Here is a 20,330-nt window from a genome sequence, read left to right as displayed (position 1 = left end):
ACTATCTTCGCAGCACGCTCATGCCGCTGACAGGATTGTCCTGCAGCACCACCGTATAGCCACGGGCGTTAATCTCCTGTTCATCGGAAAGGGGAACGGTGAAACTGAAACAGCTGCCTTCTCCCGGTTTGCTTTCAAACCAGATGTGGCCATGGTTACGCTCCACGAAGTCTTTGGACAGGTGCAGCCCCAGGCCGCAGCCTTTTTCGTTCCGGGTGCCGGTAGTGGAGTAGTATATATTGGAGAAAATACGGTGTTGATCATCCGTAGGAATGCCGGTACCGTTGTCTTTTACGGACACCTGCGCTTCTCCTTTTTCCAGCTGCGCTTTGAGCACGATCTCGCCGCCGCCGGGCGTAAATTTGATGGCATTATTGATGAGATTACGCAGCACGAGCCTGATCATATCAGGGTCGGCATATACCAGGATAGCGTTTTTCAGCTCATGGGTAAGCTTGACGTCTTTTTGCCGCGCCATGGTTTGCAGCAGTTCAAATTCCTGGTTGAGCAGCAACGTCAGGTCAAAGTCATCGGCTTTTACACTGATGCCTTTCATCTGGTTGCTGGCCCACTGCAACATATTGTCCATCATGTACGCAGTGTTTTTTACGTCGCGCCACAGTTCATCGGTATAAAAACGGAACTGTTGGGCGTCGATCTTTTCATCTTTCAGCAGGAACAGCAGTCCTTCGAGAATGGCCAGCGGAGACCGCAGGTCGTGGGAGATGACGGAGAATATTTTATCTTTTACCTGGTTGAGGTTTTCCAGTGTGGCGTTCTGTTCGAGGATGATATGGTTTTGCAGGGACACTTCCTGGTTCTTGCTGTTGAGCTGCTGGTAGAGTTCCTGTTGATGTTTGTACAACCGGTACACCATGGCAGTGATCAGTAACAGGGCGAGGAACAGGGCGGCGCCGGACAACACCAGTACGCGCTGTTGCTGGATGGTGGCCAGGTGCAGTTGTTGCTCCTTTTTAAGCATCACATTTTCCCGTTGTTTTTTCTCCGTTTCATATTTCATGGTGGAGCGGCTGATCTGCCGGAGCTTCTCTATATTAAAATAATCGATGTTGCGCTCGCTGAAGGCCTGATAATGTTTCAGGGCAGAGGCGTAATCATGTCGCGCGGAATCCAGCCTGGAGCGGATCTTATAATAGATCATCTCATTTTTCACGTTGCCCAGCTTCGAATTGATGGCCAGGGCGGTGTCCAGGTTTTTTTCTGCGCTGTTCAGGTCGCCCAGCAGGGTTTGCACTTCAGCCAGGTTCAGGCTGGCTTTGGTGATACCGGGTTGATTATCGGTGTTTTTATAATACCGGGCCGACAGTTCGTGATATCGCAGCGCTGTCTGGTACCGGTGCTCCAGCATGGCCACGATACCCATGTTCTCGTAGGTATAGGCCAGCCCGCGCTCATCCCGCAGTGACAGTTTGAGTTTTTCGGACCTGGTTAAATAGAGTAGGGCGGAATCGGTTTTTTTCAGGGCGATATAGGCAGAGCCAATATTATTAAGGGTTTTGCTGATTTCGGGGGTTTCTTTTAGTTGCTCTTTTATCTGGAGGGATTTCAGCAGATAAATCAATGCGTCCCGCGGACTGTTTTGTTCCGTGAAAATGTTACCCACATCATTATTGAGGATGCCGAGGATGCGCGGTTCACCTTGCGCCTCTGCCAGTTTCAGGGCGGTGAAGGTGAGCTGCAATTGTTTGTCCAGGTTGCCCTTGGTGTTTTCTACCAAGGCAAGGTTACGGGTGGCCCATATTTTTCCTTTGACATAACCCAGTTCATTGCTGATACTGAGGGCTTCTTCTCCCAAACGGGCAGCGATACCTGCGTCTTTGGTAAAGTATAGGCGTGATAGTTGGTTCAGCAGGTCCACTCTGACAGTGTCCCGCTGGAGGTGCGCGTTAAGGTTGAACTGCAGGCTGTCTATTCCGGTTTGTTGCGCTCTGGTGGCAGGGGACAGAAGCAATAAACACAAGGGAATAAAGATACATTTTTTCAAAGGTATGGCCGGCAGCATAAGGTATTATTGTTGGCTGTGACATAGTAGAGCGATTCGGGGACGTACGCTTTAATTATGGCATAAAAATAAAGATAAAGGCGGACGATTCAAAAGAACAGGCAACAAATTGTGGCGCAGGACGTGTGATTTTTGTGTTATACCTGCCGAAATCCGAATACAGTCGTATCTTTCGGGTAAACAGGCCACCTACCGGCAACGGCTATACTTGTCGAGCGTGCCCTGACACCTAATGTCCTAAACATCAGTGAATTATCATGAAACCGGTCATCACCATCGAATATTGTCCCAAATGTGGCTGGCTGCTCCGGGCTGCCTATATGGCCCAGGAGCTGCTGACTACCTTCACGGCTGAACTGGGAGGCGTGACATTACGCCCCAGCGAAACCGCCGGCACCTACACCATCTTCCTGAACGATCAGCAGATCTTCGACCGGAAAGAAGCCGGGCATTTCCCGGAAATAAAATTCCTGAAACAACTCGTGCGCGATCTGGTAGCACCCGATAAACAACTGGGCCATTCAGACCGCTAAATCAATTACAAATTACGAATTACGAATTACGAATGGAGGAATCCCGGTCAGAGCAGTCACCAAGTGACCTTTGCCTTAAACAGCTCTTCCATTCGTAATTCGTAATTCGTCATTCGTAATTGTTTATGGTGTACATTTGCGGCCATGTATAAAGCACTTACTATCACGGCGTTGTTCGTTTCTTTGGCCATTGGCACCCAGGCGCAACAGGACACAGTTTCTACAGGCAGGACACCCCCTCCGGCGGATAGTCTTGCATTCCGGAAGCGCAGCTTTTTCCCGCTGCCCGTACTGGGCTATTCCCAGGAAAAAGGACTGGAAATTGGCGCCGCCATGTTGTATTCTTTTTATACAGACAATAAAAATCCGGACATCACCACCCGTAACTCCACGTTGAACCTGATTCCGGCCATCACTACCGAGAGCCAGTTCAAAATAGATCTGAAGGCCAATATCTGGACCCGTGGTAATACCTGGCATTACAAGGGCAATCTGCGGTACCATAACTTCCCGCTGTATTTCTTTGGTATCGGTAATGAAACGCGTCACGATGACCGCTCCCTGTTGAATAATACCCGCTATAAAGCGCAGCTGGAAGCGGAACGCCGTGTTGGCGGCCATTTTTACGCCGGTGCTTCGCTGCTGTACCAAAACGATTCCTACAGCAGTAAAGATGACAAAGGCATCTACAACACGATGCCGCTGGTAGGCAAGGATGGTGGCCATGTGACTTTCATCGGGCTGACCGGCATCTTCGATAACCGTGACAACCAGAACTACACCCGTAAAGGCTGGTGGCTGCGGCTGAATGCGGCTTATGCGCCGGCGTTTGTCAGCTCAGAGCCATTGTTCAAGCTGGAAGCACAGGGCTCGCATTTTATTTCATTGTCTCCCAAAAGCACATTGGGACTGAACGGCGTGTTCAACAGCCTGCAGGGCGACAAACTGCCTTTTTACCTGTTGCCCGAAATGGGGAATGATAATATGATGCGCGGTTATTACACCGGCCGTTACCGTGATCAGAATTACCTGGCAGGACAGGCGGAGTACCGTTACCTGATTGATCCGAAAATGCATATCAAAATATGGTTTGTGGACATCTGGCCGAAGTTCGCACTGGCCGCTTTTGCCGGTGCCGGTTCTGTGTTCAATAACCACAATTTTGCGCTTAACGGCTTTAAGCCCAGCTTTGGCGGTGGTATCCGCTACTTCTATGACGAAAACGCAAAACTGACAATTCGTATAGACTATGCCGTTGGTGAGAAGAGAGACGGCGAGTCCAGGCAGAAAGGATTTTACCTGTCACTGGCAGAAGCCTTCTAAACAGTTTGGTGGGATGCTTGTTATTTGATAACAATTCATTAACTTCCGATAGGTTGAAAAACCATCTCACCAAAACCACTGTTTATGAAAAAAGTGCACCTGTTTTCGGCCACTATGCTGGCATTAACCCTTGCAGGAAGCCTCCAGGCCCAGGAGCTCACCGGCAAACATCCACAACAGTCAAAATTTTATCTCAAAGTAACCGGTGGTTACTTCTTTAGTGTTTTCCCGGGACAGTTCCCGAACGTTGGCCCGTTTCCACCGCAGGACCTGCATACTGAATATAATCCCACACGTCCCAATCCGCTGGACACCCTCAGCCGTAAAGTGCTCACAGGCTCCTACGGTGAAGGCGCAAGAGGAGGAATTGCTGTAGGATACAATATCAATAAGTATATGGCCGTGGAAGCTTCGTTCAACTATTACCATAGCCGGAAAAACCTGATGACAAGGAATCTCACGACCGCGGCAGGCAGCGGGAAACAACTGGCCAGTGTGGAATCATACGGTTATGTAAACGCTATCGACTTTGCGCCTGCGCTGGTGCTCAATCCCGGATTTGAGAAAGTAAATCCGTACGTGCGTGTAGGATTGGTAGTGCCATTATGGGGCCGTCTCCATATTGACACAGACGTGGACCAGCTCACCAGTCCGGCCGGTATTCCGCCCGGTACCATGGTACATACCACCATCCACCGCAAAGAAGAGGTGAAACCTAACATCACCCTGGGCTTTCAGGGCGCTATCGGTGTGAACTTCTACGTCAGCCCGCGTATAGACATCTTCGTGGAAGGTGAGTACCGCAACGTGCCGGTAAGAAGTAAGGAAAAAGAAGTCACCGCCTTCGACCAAACCAACAACATCGTTAACGCCTCTACGGGCGCAGTGGTGGCGCCGGTTCCAGGGCAACCGACCCGCAGCCTCAGCGATCTTAGTGTGGCAGAGAAAAACACCAAATACGTCACTACGCTCGACAAGAATTCCAATACACCTGTCAATCAGATCGGCAGCAAAGTGTATTACAAAAATGACAATGAGCCGTCCAACGACCTGAAATCATACATCAACATCGGTGGATTGGGCGTGAATGCAGGTATCAAAATAAAACTCTGACAAACAAATTCTCCTGACGGGAGAAGTTTAAAGACTCCTCCATCAGATTATACAAACGAAAAAGCTGGCTTATTTAAGCCAGCTTTTTCGTTATAAGACAATCCAATCTAATCGTAGCCCAGGGCTTCAGCCCTGGGACGCTTCGTTCAGCACATGGACCGCATCCGTATCCAGTTGCAGCTGAATTCCTTTGATAATATCCTGCAGCTGTGCCACACTGGTGGCGCTGGCGATGGGCGCCGCCACGGTAGGACGGGTGAGGAGCCAGGCGAGGGAAACGCCTGCGGGCGTACTGTGATAGCGGGCTGCCACCTGGTCGAGGGCCGCAAGGATACGCAGGCCTCTTTCATTCAGATAGCTGAGCGCTGTCCGGCCGCGGGCCTTGCTCTTTTCTATATCTGCCTCGTTGCGGTATTTGCCGCTCAGGAAGCCGCTGGCCAGGGAATAGTAGCTGATCACGCTTAACCCGTATTGCTCACAGAGAGGCATATACGTTTTTTCAAAACCGGCACGGTCATACAGGTTGTATTCCGGCTGATAGGTTTCATAGCGCGGAAGGCCCTGCTGCTCACTGGCTTTCAGGCTGGCAATCAGTCTGTCTGTACTCATGTTGGAAGCGCCGATAGCCCTTACCTTGCCTGCCTTGATCAGGGTGGCGTAAGCATCCAGTGTTTCTTCCACCGGGGTTTTGCCATCATCAAAGTGGGTCTGGTAAAGATCGATATAGTCGGTTTGCAGCCGCTGTAGCGAGGCATCTGCTGCTTTAATGATATAGGCTTTGGTGTTATTGACGCCTTCGCCCATGTCGCCTCCGGCTTTGGTGGCTACCAGTACTTCATGACGTTTGCCACTTTGTTTCAACCATTTGCCGATAATGGTTTCAGATTCTCCGCCTTTGTTGCCCGTTACCCAGCGAGAGTAAACGTCGGCAGTGTCAATAAGATTGAATCCATTGCTGGTAAAGGCATCCAGCAGTTGGAAAGAAACAGTTTCATTAGCAGACCATCCGAATACATTCCCGCCAAAGGCAAAGGGGGCCGCTTCCAGCCCTGAATTTCCAAGTTTCCGTTTTTCCATGATGATTAAATTTGAAGCTTGTGTAATAGTTCCTTTTGCTAATTTAACTACTTTTATCGACGCAGGCGCCCTCAGCTAATTTCGCTACATTTGCTGATCAATTTTATTATTATGATGATGCCAACAGGTATATCACAGGCGGATTTTAACTGGCTGACCACTACATTCGGACAGCCGGGCGGTAATTCTCATATCGATACGGAAGAAGATGTTATTCATGAAATATTCCCCGACAAAGTAGTGATTGGTACACGCTTTCTGAATTGCGCCACTTATGAACTGTCGTTTGAAGGAGAAGAACTGATCGTGAAGAAAAGCCGGCTTGACAATTACAAGCTGGAAGAGACTGCCGTGATGATTACTGACGACCTGCTGGCGGAAGACGTGGAAGAGCTTACGCTGCGCTGGAATGCCATGGTCAGGGAATTGAAGATGTTTGACAAACTGAAGGCACAGGGCAATGCGCGGGAATTGTTGTCCCAGCTCTACCTGGATATTTTCGAAGAAGACGAAGCGGAAGAACAGATCAATAACCTGCCGGACAACGTGCCTGCCAATGTGATAGCCATATGGGAGGAGCTGCAGGTAGCCTTGCAGCAAACCGGTAACCTGACCGATTTTGAATGGCGGACGCTGTCTGACGAAGGTGTGTTCGCCCTCAATGAACTTTCGCCGCTGGTAAGCGCAGGTGCTACCCTTGAGGCGCCCACCCCCGAAGAATATGAAGCAATACAGTCCGCGGAAGATTTCGCCAAGGCGCTGCTGGACCATTTTAACGAACAGCTGGAAGCCTTTGACCTGAAGATTGTCGCCATAGGTCCGGCGCTGGATGAATACCAGTCATTTGCCTGTTTCCCAATGCAGGATTTCCGTCTCGCCAATGCCCTGCTGAAGATGGAAGAACTTTGCCTGGTCTGCTTTTTCTGATTTCCCCGGGTATTAAAATATGATTAAAATGTGATGAGTGGTCTGGTAAAAGCCAGTCTCATTCAATAACTTAGTGGACATTAAGTTGGTTGGATGTGAAAATATTAAGGCTGTTATTCCTAGTACTCATTACTGTCTGCGTGCTCCCGCAAGTGGAGCAGGGCGATGGTTATGCGCGCTCACAAAACAACCAGCATACCTTCAGCATCACACAGTACGTGCTGAAACATACCCCCCGGTACAAGACGACCATTAAAAAGTTGAAACGCCGGCCGGTAGGCATTAACGACAGCCACAGCCAGGTATGTTCCCTCTACTGTGCTTCCCTTCCTCCGTATTTTATTTATGTAGATGATACCCGCACAGGATATCACTGCAACCCCTACCTCAACGTTCCCGTTCCGCTCCGCAGCTGGCGAGGCCCGCCTCAGTTTATTTAGGGATTTTTTGATTGACGGATTTTTTGATTTTTCGGATGTCCTGCTCCGTTAGTCGGCGCGGTTTCCGTTATCAACTATCCCCGAAATCCCCAAATCCCGAAATCCCCAAATCCATAAATGATTTACTAATCTTTTCAGCGAATTATGCGTATACATATAACCGCGAAAAAGAGGTATGGGCTATTGCTATGTCTGTTGCCATTTACCTCTTTGTTCGCCGGCCCGGTCGCAGACAGTCTTTCTCTTAAGCAGGCTGTAGACCTGGCCTTGGCCCATTATCCTGCCGTGAAGGCGAAACAGGCGCTTGTGAAAGCGGGAGAAGCCAACCTGACAGATGTGAAACACAACTGGTATCCTGCCCTCAAATTACATGAGCAGGTGGATGCAGGTACTGATAACAGCATCTATGGTTCTTATTTTACCATGGGCATGATCCCTTCCACCTCCGGTGGCATACGGGCCGACAACAACGCTGCGCTCATGAGCGGAAATATTGCCATGGCATCCATGCAGTGGGAGATCTATAATTTCGGCGCCTACGGTACACAAAAAGCCGCGGCCCGCCAGGATTTGCACGTGAATGAAGCAGACCTGAACAACATGACCAACCAGCTCACGGTAACAGTGGTCAGGGACTACCTGGAACTGTTACGGCTAAACGAACTTCAGCAAATACAGCAAGACAACATCCGGCGTAATGCCGAGATGGCCCGTGCGGTGACCTCCATCGTGCTGCATGGCCTCAAACCGGGCGTAGACAGCGCCATCGCTGCCGCAGAGCTGTCCAAAGCACGACTGAGCCTGCTGGAGGTGGCCAACCGCTACAATCAGGTACGTATCGAACTGGCTGCCCTCACCGGCCTGGACACCACACAGGTGCTGCCATTGTTTGGTAGTGGCGCCACTTTACCACAACTGCTGCAGCCGGATTCTTTGCGGCCGGCAGACAGCCATCCGCTGCTGGAATACTACCACGCCCTGTACCAGCGCCAGCAGGCGCAGGAGCAGGTGGTCCGCAAACAACTGCTGCCCAAAGTAAACCTGATGGCGGCCGGATGGATGCGCGGCTCCAGCGGCAGCTTCAACGATATGTATGATAAAAACCTCTTCAGCGGATTAGGGTACAGCCGTTACAACTATCTCCTCGGACTGGGCATCACCTGGAACGTGGCAGATTTGAAACATACCCGTGATAAAATGGCGGTGCAAAAGCAGAAATCCGCCGCCGCGGAGCAGGAACTGGAAACGTCGCGCACCAACCTACAAAGCCTGTATATGCAGGCGCAGGCCGACATACTAACGGCACAGGCTAAACTAAAAGAACTGCCCCTGCAATTGCAGGCCGCTCAGGCTGCCGCCAAACAGAAAATGGCGCTGTATAAACATGGTCTGACCAGTATCATCGAAGTCACCAATGCACTGTTTGTGCTCAACCGGGCGGAGACAGACCTGGTACAGGCCCACGACGAAGCCTGGAAAGCATTGTTCCGCGCGGCTTACGCCGACAATAATCTCGGACAGCTGATCAGCAGCCTCTGAGGAAGATACCGGTTTTCATTTTAAAGTAACGCTTATGTCTTTAGTCTCTTCAGCCCTGAAAAAGCCGGTCACGGTGGTGGTGCTCACCGCCGGTCTGCTGCTGTTTTCTATTCTGGCTATATTCAGTATACCCATCGATATATTTCCCAAACTGAACCTGCCCACTATCTATGTGATAGAGCCGTACGGAGGCATGTCGCCCAAACAGATGGAAGGTTTTTTTGCCACGCGCTTACAGGACCAGTTCCTGTATGTGAACGGCGTAAAAAATATCACTACCAAAAACATACAGGGGTTAACGTTATTGAAACTCACTTTCTATGAAAGCACCGATATGGCGGAAGCCTCTGCCCAGGTAGCTTTGCAGGTGAACAGGGCCATGAAGTTTTTCCCGCCGGGCGCACTGCCGCCACAGGTGCTGCGCTTCGACGCATCGTCGCTGCCGGTAGGGGAACTGGTTTTCAGCAGTCCCGACAAATCACTGAAGGAAATCTACGACCTCGCGGCAACCCGTATCCGGCCAATGTTTGCTTCGGTGCCGGGATTGTCCGCTCCGCCGCCTTTTGGCGCCAACTCCCGCTCGGTGGTGGTCAACGTAGACCCTCAGCGCCTCCGCAGCTTCAACCTCTCGGCCGACCAGGTGGTGGAAGCCATCGCCAAAAACAACGTGATGACGCCTTCTGGCAACATCCGCATCAATAACACCATGTTTGTGACTACCATCAACTCCCTCGAAAAAGAAGTGACGGATTTTGGGGAGATACCGATCGTTACCAACGGCAACGCTACCGTGTTCATCAAAGACGTGGCCCGCGTGGCCGATGCGGCCGACGTAACGGTGGACTATGCGCTGGTAAATGGAAAACGTTCTGTGTACATCCCTGTGGTAAAAACTGCCGATGCCTCCACCTGGGACGTGGTGAAAAAGCTGAAAGCCAAACTGCCGGAGATGCAAAGCCTCCTGCCCGATGATGTAAAGGTATCTTATGAATTTGACCAGTCCGTATTTGTGATCAACGCAGTGAAAAGCCTGATCACAGAAGGCCTGCTGGGCGCGTTGCTCACAGGCCTCATGGTGCTGCTGTTCCTGCGCGACCTGCGCAGCTGCCTCGTGGTAGTGGTCACCATCCCGATTGCCGTGTTATGCGCGGTACTGGGACTGCAACTGGCCGGACAAACCATTAACCTGATGACGCTCAGCGGACTGGCACTGGCTATCGGCATTCTGGTAGACCAGGCCACGGTGACCATCGAAAACATACACCAGCACCTCGAAATGGGCAAGCCTGTCAGACGCGCCATTTACGATGCCTGTGAGGAGATAGCCTTCCCGCTGCTGCTGATCCTGTTGTGCATCCTCGCCGTTTTTGCACCGTCTTTCATCATGACCGGTGTTCCCCGTGCCATGTTCCTGCCGTTGTCCCTGTCCATCGGTTTTGCTATGATCGCATCGTTCTTCGCGGCGCAGTCGCTGGTACCGGTGGTGTCCAACTGGTGGCTTAAAGCGGAGAAGTTCAGCCATGGCCACAGCCACGCCGGCCTGGCGCTGGACAACGGGGAGATAAAAGAAGTGAATGAGCATATGCAACACCAGGAAACGGTGCCGGAGGCAAAGAAAGACGGTTTTGAACGTTTTAAGGGACGTTTTGTCCGCATACTGGAGAACAGCATGAAACGTTCGGGCCTGATCGTCGGCATATATGTGATAGGCTCGCTCTTGCTGGCTGGTGGCTGTTACTGGTGGATAGGGAAAGACCTGATGCCGCATGTGAATGCCGGTCAGTTTCAGTTAAGGCTTCGTATGCCGGACGGTACGCGGCTGGAACGGACCGAAGGCAGTTTGCATGAAGTACTGAATATCATCGACAGCACTGTCAACGGGCATGTGTCCATCAGCTCTGCCTATGTAGGTCTGATCCCAAGCAGCTATGGCACCAGCAACCTTTACATCTTCAACAGCGGTACGCACGAAGCGGTGTTGCAGGTGAACCTGGATGAAGATTATAAAGTAGATATAGAAAAGCTGAAGGACCAGTTGCGGGCGAACATTACCGCGAAAATACCAGAGATGCGCCTGTCTTTTGAACCGATAGACCTCACCGAGAAGATCATGGCTCAGGGGGCTTCCACGCCGATCGAGCTGCGGGTGGCGGGTAAAGACATGAAACAGATTGCCGGTTATGCGGAAGGGCTGGTATCGCAACTGAAGCAGATACCTTTCCTGCGGGACGTGCAGATAGCGCAACCGCTGCATTTCCCGGTGATCAGTATTGAGATTGACCGTCTCAAACTGGCGCAGATGGGACTGAATATTTACCAGGTGGCACGGTCGGTGACGGCGTCTACTTCCTCCAGCCGTTTTACAGAAAAGAACCAGTGGCTGGACGAGAAAGTGGCCTATACCTATCAGGTACAGGTGCAGGTACCCGAATACAGCATGACGGCCATCAATGACTTAAAGGAGATACCGCTGGTACCGGGCCAGCCAAGGCCGGTGCTGGCAGATGTGGCCAGTTTCCGCACCACCGAAATGCCGGGTGAATATGACCGCGCCGGTCCACGTAGGTTCGTGACCGTTAGTGCCAATATCAGCGGCAAAGATCTGGGCGCTGCCACCGCCGCGGTACAAAAGGTGGTGAAGGATGCCGGGACGCCACCTAAAGGACTGATAGTGGAATTGAAAGGAGCATCAAGCCTGCTGGTAGACACGCTGGAAAGCCTGGAACGCGGGCTGGCGATGGCAGTAGTGGTGATATTCCTGCTGTTGGCCGCCAACTATCAGTCCTTCAGGCTGTCAGCAGTGGTACTGGTGACCGTGCCTGCGGTAATTGCCGGCGCTTTGCTGGCCTTGCTGATGACAGGCGCTACGCTTAACCTGCAGTCTTACATGGGCATGATCATGTCTACCGGCGTATCGGTGGCCAATGCGATCCTTATTGTCACTAATGCGGAGAAATTGCGGTCGTCTTATCATGACGCAGGCAAAGCCGCAGTGGTGAGTGCCGGCATCCGTTTACGGCCTATCCTGATGACGAGCCTCGCGATGATAGCCGGGATGATACCAATGGCCACCGGCCTCGGGGAAGCAGGCGACCAGACGGCACCACTGGGCCGGGCTGTAATAGGAGGACTGATCGCCTCTACACTGGCCGCTTTGCTAATACTGCCACTCGTATACGCACGGATGCAAAAGAAAGCCACCCTCGAATCCCCTTCTTTAATGCCTACAGATCTTTAATTCAACATAAAAAATTATATATATGAAAAATATGACTGCTAATTGGATGATGTTGGGCCTGGTGGTTGCACTGGCGGCCTGTCATTCGGCTGCTGCACCGGAATACAAACCAGTGGCGCACGAAAGGCAGTACCAGTTTGCCAGGGTAGTACAACAGCCCTTGTCGGGCAGTATCCGCCTGCCGGGCACACTGGAAGCATTTCAGAAAGTAAGTATCTATCCCCGTGTGAATGGCTTTGTCAGCCGCATTATGGTGGACCGCGGCTCCCGCGTGAAAAAAGGGCAGGTGCTGCTGGTGCTGGAAGCACCGGAGATCACGCAACAGTATTATGCGGCACAATCCAAGTACATACAGGCGCGCGCCATGTTTGCCGCCAGCAAAGACAATTATGAGCGTACCATCGCCACGGCGGATGAAACGCCGGGCACTATTTCGGCCCACGACCTGGAGCTGTCCAAAGCCCGTATGCTGGGCGACAGTGCGCTGATGAACAGCGAGCAGGCCAATTTCCGCGCCCGCGGCGTTATGCGGGACTATCTCACGGTAACGGCCCCCTTTGATGGCGTGATCACTGAGAGAAACATCCATCCCGGCGCATTGGTCGGCCCCGACACAAAAGTGGGGGATAAGCCCATGCTGATGCTGGAGCAGGAAGATAAACTGAGGCTCGTGTTACAGGTGCCTGAGATCTACAGCGGTCAGCTGATGGGGCAGTCCATGGTGAACTTCAGCGTAAATGCCATGCCGGGGAAAGTATTTAAGGGCGCCGTTTCCCGTGAAGCAGGCACTTTAAATGACAGATACCGCTCCGAAGCGGTAGAGGTGGACGTAGCCAATACTTCCCGTGAACTGAAACCCGGTATGTATGCGGAAATTACGATGCCGGTCAACGGTTCCGCTGCCGCCCTGGTGGTACCCGCATCTGCGGTGGTCATGTCTACCGAAAGAAAATACGTGATCGTTGTAAAAGACCACCGGACACAGTGGGTAGACGTACAGGAAGGGAATCACCATAATGACTCTACGGAGGTATTCGGTAACCTGAAAGCAGGAGATGAGGTGCTGGTGAATGCTACCGATGAAATCAAGGATGGTATTGCCATTCACTGATAATACCCTTGCAGGAAAAAACATGCCGTCCCGATGATTCGGGACGGCTTTTTGCTAACTGTTCCGTCTATATTGATTTCTTCTGTTCCTATTGAAAAAAGGGAACGGTAACATCCACCTAGTAATCAATAACGGATATTTACCTGTTGTTCAACTAAAATCTTTATGGCACACGAATATCCTGACATGCCTTTCGGCACGGACTGTTGTAAAACTGAAATAATGGAGGAGTGGTTAAATTAGACTGCTCTGCAATAGTTAATATTTTGTCACGCCGGGCCAACAATTCCCTGGATGATCTTTTTGGATGAACTCAAAGTGGTCAACGCCAATAGCTGTTTGTCAAATCACAGAATAACTACAAAACTGTCTCGCTTGCGTCATTGCTTAAATAACACGAAACGTTTTGAAATTGTTGACAAGAAATAAAAATTACAGATTGAACAGTTCCTTGATGCCGAGGGCCAGCATTTGAACGCCTATCACGGCGAGGATCAGCCCCATCATTTTAGTCACTACCATCATGACGTTAGTGCCGATAATGCGGACAATGCGCTCGCCGGCGATGAAGAGGAGATAGGTGATGTAACATATAATGGCGTATACGACCATAACAATGGCAAGATGGGTCAGGTCTTTGGCCGCGGAATAGCTCATGGAAGTGGTGATGGCGCCGGGGCCGGCCAGTAACGGCATGGCAAGCGGCGTGATGGCCACGCTGATGCCCTGGTCCGCTTTAACAGGCTGGTCGCCCAGCTTCTGTGCCTGTGCGGTTTCTTCCTTGCTTCTCACCATCTCATAGCCTATCACAAATACCAGTATGCCGCCGGTAACCCGCAGTGCGGCCAGTGTGATTCCAAACACATGGAAGATCAGTTTGCCTGCCACGCTGAATACAACGATGATACAAAAAGCTATCAATACCGATTTGGTGGCGATGTTGCGTTTGGCTTTTTTATCCATGTAGGAAGTCAGCTCCAGGAAAACCGGTATAGCCGAAATCGGATTGACGATGGCCAGCAATCCCATGAACACGGTGGTGGCAAATGCAAAGTAGTTATCGAACAGAGACATCATACCTCAATATAGGAAATTTATTAATTCGTAATTTCCAAAAACTCAATTTCCCGGAAGAATATTTTTTTACTGCCGGATACGGGGCAGCTGCCAGTTGTAACGCAGGCTTAACAGGCGTATGCCTACAATAACGGTAACGGATATACTCTGAATAACGCCTCCGGGCAGATGTGTGAAAATACCGGCCAGCACAAAAAGGGAACCGCCGGCGAGGGAAGCCACAGCATAGATTTCCCGGGTAAAGAGGATCGGTTGTTCACCGGTGATCACATCGCGGAGCAACCCGCCAAAAGCACCGGTAATAACCCCGAGGGCTACACACACGGGAACAGGCAGTCCAGCTGCAATGCCCTTATTGATACCGGTGATGGTGAACATGCCGAGGCCGATAGCATCGAAGATGTTCAGCCAGCGTTGCAATATTTTTACGTAGGAGAAAAAAACGGCTGCGATAACAGCCGCAAGAATGATGGCGGTATTGCTGAGTTCATCGGTCATCCAGGCTACCGGCGTGGCGCCGATCAGAAGGTCACGGATAGTACCGCCGCCAATGGCGGTGATAAAAGCCAGGGCCAGCAGCCCTATAACGTCGTAGGATTTATTGATGGCTGCCGTTGCTCCGGAAACGGCGAAAGCAAAAGTGCCGGACAACTCCAGCCCCTGTATGTAGGTGAGTGACATTCCCCTGTCTGATTTTCGCGCTAAGATAATCAGTATACAGGAATATCCGCGTTACCGCGTGATATCAATAATCATAGTCGTATTCGCCGCGCAGGGTACGTTCTATCTGGTTACGCAGGTCATTGCTGAAGCCTTCCACCTCGATTTTAGGCTGATGATCGAGATTGATACGGAAACGGCCTTTTTCGAGCGCCAGGAGGTCGTATATGTCTTCCAGCAAGGCGTAGAGCAGCTTTTTGGTATTCTCTGCTATCTGGGCCAGGAAAGTATCTTCAAACTGAAAAAATTCACGGTCTTTATAAGATAAGGTAACTTGGATCATAATCAAATGGTTTTTCCAGGATTTTGAGATTGTTTTACAGTGTTGTACAGTTGACTAACAAACTGATAATCATTAATTAATTATTAATATTTGCATAAAAATAGAAAAAAAGAAATAATTTTTTCCCTATGTGAAAACTTTTTTATCCACATCCTGCAAAAAATTTTAAAAAAGATCATATCTTCAAAAGTTGACCTTCCGGCATGCTTGCCGCTCCGCTGGCCATAATCTTCCTCTTTACTTTTAAAAATTTGGTTACCATTGTGTTTTATATATCCACAATGAAGAAAATAACACTATTGGTAGCCTTGTTGGTGGTGAGCTGTTTCTCCCTGTTCGCTCAACCGGGCAAAGGAATCAAATGGTCGCGCGATGGTCGGGCCACTTTAAAGGCCGAACCGCAGGGCATTGTTGCCACTCCCTTATCAGGTGCCGCTCCCACGGTCATGGTGCCGGCCGGAAAGTATACTCCTGCAGGCGCCGCCAAAGCACTGCCGGTCCGGGACTTCTCTTTTTCAGCAGATGAAAAAAAATTGCTGATCTACACCAATTCAAAAAAAGTATGGCGTTATGAAACCCGCGGCGACTACTGGTTGCTGGACCTTGCATCCGGCAAGCTTCAGCAGTTAGGCAAAGGTCATGCCGCATCTTCGCTGATGTTCGCCAAGTTATCTCCTGACGGCACCAGGGCCGCCTATGTGAGTGAACACAATCTTTATGTGGAAGACCTGGCCACCGGCACCATCAAAGCGCTGACCACCAACGGTACCCGCCGTTTTATCAATGGTACCTTCGACTGGGCCTATGAAGAAGAATTCGGCTGCCGCGACGGTTTCCGCTGGAGCCCCGATAGCAAAAGCATCGCTTACTGGCAGATAGACGCGACCAAAATCCGCGACTTCCTCATGATCAATAATACCGATTCCATCTACTCCTTTAATGTGCCGGTAGAATATCCCGTGGCGGGTCAAAGCCCTTCCGCCTGCCGCGTCGGCGTAGTGGACATCGCCACTGCCAACACCCGCTGGATGGACGTTCCCGGGGATCAGCAACAGCATTACATCCCCCGCATGGAATGGGTGCCCGGTAAAAAACAACTGATCATCCAACAGCTTAACCGCAAACAGAACGAAAGCAAAATCATGCTTTGCGACGCTACTAACGGTAAAGTACATACGTTGTATGAAGAAAAAGACAGCGCCTGGATCGACGTGAAATCCCGCTGGGACGATGACAACATCGCCGGGTGGGACTTTATCCGCAACGGAAAAGACTTCGTCTGGGTAAGTGAACAGGACGGATGGCGCCATCTGTACACCGTCTCCACTGAAACCGGAAAAGCCACACTGCTGACGCCCGGCAACTATGACGTGATGACCATCGCCAAAATCGATGAAACCGGTAATCAGATCTGGTTCACCGCTTCACCGGACAACGCGGTACAGGAATACCTTTACCGCATTCCGCTGAATGGCGGCAAAGCGGAACGTATCACACCGGCCGACCAGCCCGGCTCACATGAATACAATATATCACCCTACAGCAGCTGGGCGGTACATTCCTTTAGCAACGCCTGCATGTACCCCGTCAGCGAAAATGTGGAGCTGCCGGCGCATAAAAGCAGCCCGGAAGTGGCACAGGCGCTGAAACAGGCCGCGGCCGCAGGCAAATGTGTGGAGTATTTCGAGGTGCAGACCGCTGACGGCATCAGGATCGGTGGCTGGATGCGCAAACCTAAAGACTTCGACCCCTCCAAAAAATATCCGATCGTATTTTATGTATACGGCGAACCTGCCGGCGCCACCACCCGCGATGTGGCCGGTGCAGGCCGCAACTTCCTCTATGATGGCGATATGGCGGCAGATGGCTACATCTACGCTTCCATGGACAACAGAGGCACACCATTGCCCAAAGGCCGCTACTGGCGTAAAAGCATCTACCGCAAAGTTGGCGTGCTCAACGCACGTGACCAGGCACAGGCTGCTCAGGCGCTCATGAAAAAATATGCCTATATCGATCCTGCCCGTACAGCGGTATGGGGCTGGAGCGGCGGCGGTTCCATGACGCTTAACCTTATGTTCCAGTACCCGGACATCTACAAAACAGGCATCGCTATAGCTGCAGTAGGCAACCAGCTGACCTATGACAATATCTACCAGGAACGTTATATGGGGCTGCCGGAAGAGAACCGGGAAGATTTTGTGAAGGGCTCACCCATTTCCTATGCCAGGAACCTGCGTGGAAACCTGCTGTACATACACGGTACCGGAGATGACAACGTGCATTATCAGAACGCGGAGATGCTGCTCAATGAACTGATCAAATACAACAAACAAATCCAGTTCATGGCTTATCCTAACCGCACACACAGCATTTCGGAAGGAGAGGGCACTTTCACGCACCTGTCTACCCTGTATACTAACTATCTGCGCGCACATTGCGAACCGGGAGCGAAGTAAATGTTGAAATTTTTTGGTTTTCGATTTTTTGATTTTGAGAAGATGGGAGACATGCTTTGATAACTCCCTAAAATTCCAAAATCAAAAAATCGAAAATCAAAAAATCTCTAACTTGCGCTTCTTAATAAACTGAACTACATGTCTAAGACTTCTATTATCGGAATTATTGCTGCGGTGGTGGTGATTATTTGTGCATTTTTCCCGTGGGCGGTGATCGAGAGCCGGCACCTGGTATTTACCGGGTTAAATACTACCGGCTCCAGCTATGGGGAGCCGGGGAAACTGAATATCTTCCTGGCGGTGCTGGCAGTGATTATTTTTCTGGTGAAGAACGAATGGGTGATGCGAATGAACCTTTTTGTAGCGGGTTTTATGCTGGCATGGTCTTTCCGTAACATGCTGCTGTTTTCCCGCTGTGAGGCCGGCGTTTGTCCGCAGGCGGGCATAGCGCTGTATATTTCAGTAGCTGCGGCTGCCGTAGCATTTGTTTGTGTACTGCTTACCCCTACACCCAGGAAGACACCTAAGTCCTAAATCTCCCGCGGGGGTTAAAAGATCCGGTGCAGTAGCCAGGCCCCGCACCATACACCGGCGCCCATCAGCCAATACCGGATGATAATGGGTAGTGGGCGCTGGTTAGTTACTTTCGCTTTTATAAAACTGAATACGGTCAACCCCAGGAAAACCAGCATCATACTGGTTTGTGAAGCAGCCGGAAAATTTTCATTCGATAAATAAGGCCCTACAGACAACATTCCTCCCAACAAAAAAAAGAAGGCAGTAAACAAAGCGCTCAGCATGGCACGGGGACGGCTAAACGTTGTTTCCACCACTTGTTCCTGCTGCAGGGTTGTTTCCCACTGCGCGGCGTCTTTCTGCATTTCATCGGCAATGTGTGCGATGGTGTGGTCGTTGATGTCGAGATGCGCCAGTTTCCGCCGCTCGTCGTCGGAGAGGAGGGCGCTGTCGTGCTGGGCATCGCCTTTATTGGCCTGGTAGGCGCTGTACATCACCAGCAGGCTGCCTGCGGCCAGGATACAGAGTTGGATATTGTAAAAGGTCTGTACTTCCAGCGGAAAGGTTTGTACAACCTGTGTGGCAAAAAAGAGCAGGAACAAACCATCGGGAAAGCCGATCAGGAAGTCGGTTTTCCATCCGGAACTGCGGATAGCCTTGTGTGGTGCTGTCATACGTTGGCAGTTAGCTGAACGCTTTTTCGATGCTTTTCTGAATGATCTGCACACATTCTGAAACCTGTGTGGCAGTCATGATCAGTGGTGGAGCAAATCGGATCTTGTCGCCATGGGTAGGTTTGGCGAGCAGGCCGTTTTCTTTTAAAGTCAGGCAGAGGTCCCAGGCTGCTTCCGGATCAGCGTGATTGATCACGATGGCATTCAGCAGGCCTTTTCCACGCACGGTTTTTATATAAGGAGACTGCAGGTCTTCCAGCCCCTTGCGTAACAGCTGTCCCATAGCAGCTGCGTTTTCTGTCATTTTCTCATCTTTCAGCACCTGAAGCGCTGTGATGGCCACTTTACAGGCGAGCGGATTGCCACCATAGGTAGAACCGTGTTCTCCCGGTTTGATGGTCAGCATGATCTCATCATCCGCCAGTACCGCGCTTACCGGCAACACGCCACCGGAGAGGGCTTTGCCCAGTATCAGTATGTCCGGGCGTACATTTTCGTGGTCGCACGCCAGCATACGGCCGGTACGGGCCAGTCCGGTCTGTATCTCATCTGCTATGAACAACACATTGGCATCCTGGCAATAAGCACGGGCTTTGGAAAGGTAACCATCGTCGGGCACCACCACACCGGCCTCGCCCTGGATAGGCTCTACCAGGAAACCGGCCACCGTTTTGTCTTGCAGCGCCTGTTCCAGTGCCGGCAAATTATTGTAGGGGATCACTTCATAACCGCTCATAAACGGTCCGAAATTATTCCGGGCCAACGGGTCGGTGCTGAAGGAGATCACATTGAGGGTACGGCCATGGAAATTATTGGAGCAAACAAGGATCTTCGCCTTGTTTTCCGGAATGCCTTTTACCATATAAGCCCAGTGCCGGCAGAGTTTCAGCGCTGTTTCCACCGCTTCCACACCGGTATTCATGGGCAATACTTTATCATAACCGAAGTAACCGGTAATATACTGTGCGTATTCTCCCAGCAGGTCACTGTGAAATGCGCGGGAGGTCAATGTCAGTTTCTGCGCCTGTTCTATCAGCGAGGCAATGATCCGCGGATGGCAATGTCCCTGGTTAACTGCAGAATACCCGGAGAGAAAATCGTAGTAACGTTTACCATCCACATCCCATAAAAAAACACCTTCGCCACGCTCCAACACCACTGGCAACGGATGGTAGTTGTGTGCGCCATATTGCTCTTCCAATCCTAGAAAATGCTGCGTCCTTTCGCTTATCGTAAATGCTGGTATCATATCCCAAAAATACGGAATTGTTCTCGCA

17 protein-coding genes are annotated in these 20,330 nt (G+C 51.0%); 10 read left to right on the top strand and 7 right to left on the bottom strand.

Annotated elements, in window-relative coordinates; translation table 11 throughout:
• Position 1: 1 nt before the first annotated feature.
• Entirely contained in the window at positions 2-1,981 is a 1,980-nt protein-coding gene (locus HGH92_RS29190) for a tetratricopeptide repeat-containing sensor histidine kinase (protein ID WP_168874337.1), read from the bottom strand.
• Between the two features lie 299 nt (positions 1,982-2,280).
• Here HGH92_RS29190 and HGH92_RS29185 point away from each other — a divergent pair, with 299 nt between their 5' ends.
• The 3 genes from HGH92_RS29185 (at position 2,281) to HGH92_RS29175 (ending at position 4,992) form a co-directional block, all read left to right on the top strand.
• Positions 2,281-2,556: a SelT/SelW/SelH family protein gene (locus tag HGH92_RS29185; protein WP_168874336.1), complete on the top strand. Its 276-nt coding sequence runs from the start codon at positions 2,281-2,283 to the stop codon at positions 2,554-2,556.
• 144 nt (positions 2,557-2,700) lie between these two features.
• The gene (locus HGH92_RS29180; protein WP_168874335.1) at positions 2,701-3,879 is read left to right on the top strand and encodes a polymerase; all 1,179 of its coding nucleotides are present in this window, start codon (positions 2,701-2,703) and stop codon (positions 3,877-3,879) included.
• Between the two features lie 84 nt (positions 3,880-3,963).
• Complete coding sequence (locus HGH92_RS29175) at positions 3,964-4,992, top strand: outer membrane beta-barrel protein (protein WP_168874334.1); 1,029 nt, start codon at positions 3,964-3,966, stop codon at positions 4,990-4,992.
• Between the two features lie 126 nt (positions 4,993-5,118).
• On the opposite strand, the gene HGH92_RS29170 is transcribed toward HGH92_RS29175, so the two are convergent.
• On the bottom strand, positions 5,119-6,069 hold the full coding sequence (locus HGH92_RS29170; RefSeq protein ID WP_168874333.1) for an aldo/keto reductase: 951 nt from the start codon (positions 6,067-6,069) through the stop codon (positions 5,119-5,121).
• Between the two features lie 111 nt (positions 6,070-6,180).
• On the opposite strand from HGH92_RS29170, the gene HGH92_RS29165 reads away from it, so the two are divergent.
• The 5 genes from HGH92_RS29165 (at position 6,181) to HGH92_RS29145 (ending at position 13,324) form a co-directional block, all read left to right on the top strand.
• The gene (locus HGH92_RS29165; RefSeq protein ID WP_168874332.1) at positions 6,181-6,996 is read left to right on the top strand and encodes a hypothetical protein; all 816 of its coding nucleotides are present in this window, start codon (positions 6,181-6,183) and stop codon (positions 6,994-6,996) included.
• Positions 6,997-7,091: 95 nt separating this feature from the next.
• The gene (locus HGH92_RS29160; RefSeq protein ID WP_168874331.1) at positions 7,092-7,436 is read left to right on the top strand and encodes a hypothetical protein; all 345 of its coding nucleotides are present in this window, start codon (positions 7,092-7,094) and stop codon (positions 7,434-7,436) included.
• A gap of 144 nt (positions 7,437-7,580) precedes the next feature.
• Entirely contained in the window at positions 7,581-8,975 is a 1,395-nt protein-coding gene (locus HGH92_RS29155; protein WP_168874330.1) for a TolC family protein, read from the top strand.
• A gap of 34 nt (positions 8,976-9,009) precedes the next feature.
• Positions 9,010-12,213 (top strand): efflux RND transporter permease subunit, encoded by a 3,204-nt coding sequence (locus tag HGH92_RS29150; RefSeq protein WP_168874329.1) that lies wholly within the window; start codon positions 9,010-9,012, stop codon positions 12,211-12,213.
• Positions 12,214-12,235: 22 nt separating this feature from the next.
• The gene (locus tag HGH92_RS29145) at positions 12,236-13,324 is read left to right on the top strand and encodes an efflux RND transporter periplasmic adaptor subunit (protein ID WP_168874328.1); all 1,089 of its coding nucleotides are present in this window, start codon (positions 12,236-12,238) and stop codon (positions 13,322-13,324) included.
• A 432-nt stretch (positions 13,325-13,756) separates the two neighbouring features.
• Here the strand turns inward: HGH92_RS29145 and HGH92_RS29140 are convergent, their stop codons facing one another.
• The 3 genes from HGH92_RS29140 to HGH92_RS29130 form a co-directional block, all read right to left on the bottom strand.
• Complete coding sequence (locus HGH92_RS29140) at positions 13,757-14,401, bottom strand: MarC family protein (protein ID WP_211092778.1); 645 nt, start codon at positions 14,399-14,401, stop codon at positions 13,757-13,759.
• Positions 14,402-14,467: 66 nt separating this feature from the next.
• Complete coding sequence (locus tag HGH92_RS29135) at positions 14,468-15,082, bottom strand: trimeric intracellular cation channel family protein (RefSeq protein ID WP_168874327.1); 615 nt, start codon at positions 15,080-15,082, stop codon at positions 14,468-14,470.
• A 64-nt stretch (positions 15,083-15,146) separates the two neighbouring features.
• A complete protein-coding gene (locus HGH92_RS29130) occupies positions 15,147-15,404 on the bottom strand; it encodes a hypothetical protein (RefSeq protein WP_168874326.1) in 258 nt (85 codons plus the stop codon).
• Positions 15,405-15,685: 281 nt separating this feature from the next.
• Between HGH92_RS29130 and HGH92_RS29125 the strand changes: the two genes are divergently transcribed.
• Positions 15,686-17,863: a S9 family peptidase gene (locus HGH92_RS29125; RefSeq protein WP_168874325.1), complete on the top strand. Its 2,178-nt coding sequence runs from the start codon at positions 15,686-15,688 to the stop codon at positions 17,861-17,863.
• Between the two features lie 138 nt (positions 17,864-18,001).
• Complete coding sequence (locus HGH92_RS29120) at positions 18,002-18,397, top strand: hypothetical protein (protein ID WP_168874324.1); 396 nt, start codon at positions 18,002-18,004, stop codon at positions 18,395-18,397.
• Between the two features lie 14 nt (positions 18,398-18,411).
• Here the strand turns inward: HGH92_RS29120 and HGH92_RS29115 are convergent, their stop codons facing one another.
• Positions 18,412-19,053, bottom strand: a complete 642-nt coding sequence (locus HGH92_RS29115; RefSeq protein WP_168874323.1) for a VIT1/CCC1 transporter family protein — start codon at positions 19,051-19,053, stop codon at positions 18,412-18,414.
• A 10-nt stretch (positions 19,054-19,063) separates the two neighbouring features.
• Positions 19,064-20,302: an ornithine--oxo-acid transaminase gene (gene rocD / locus HGH92_RS29110; RefSeq protein WP_168874322.1), complete on the bottom strand. Its 1,239-nt coding sequence runs from the start codon at positions 20,300-20,302 to the stop codon at positions 19,064-19,066.
• Between the last annotated feature and the right edge of the window lie 28 nt (positions 20,303-20,330).

This window comes from Chitinophaga varians, assembly GCF_012641275.1.
GTDB lineage: Bacteria > Bacteroidota > Bacteroidia > Chitinophagales > Chitinophagaceae > Chitinophaga > Chitinophaga varians_A.
This window is presented reverse-complemented; position numbering and strand designations above follow the sequence as displayed.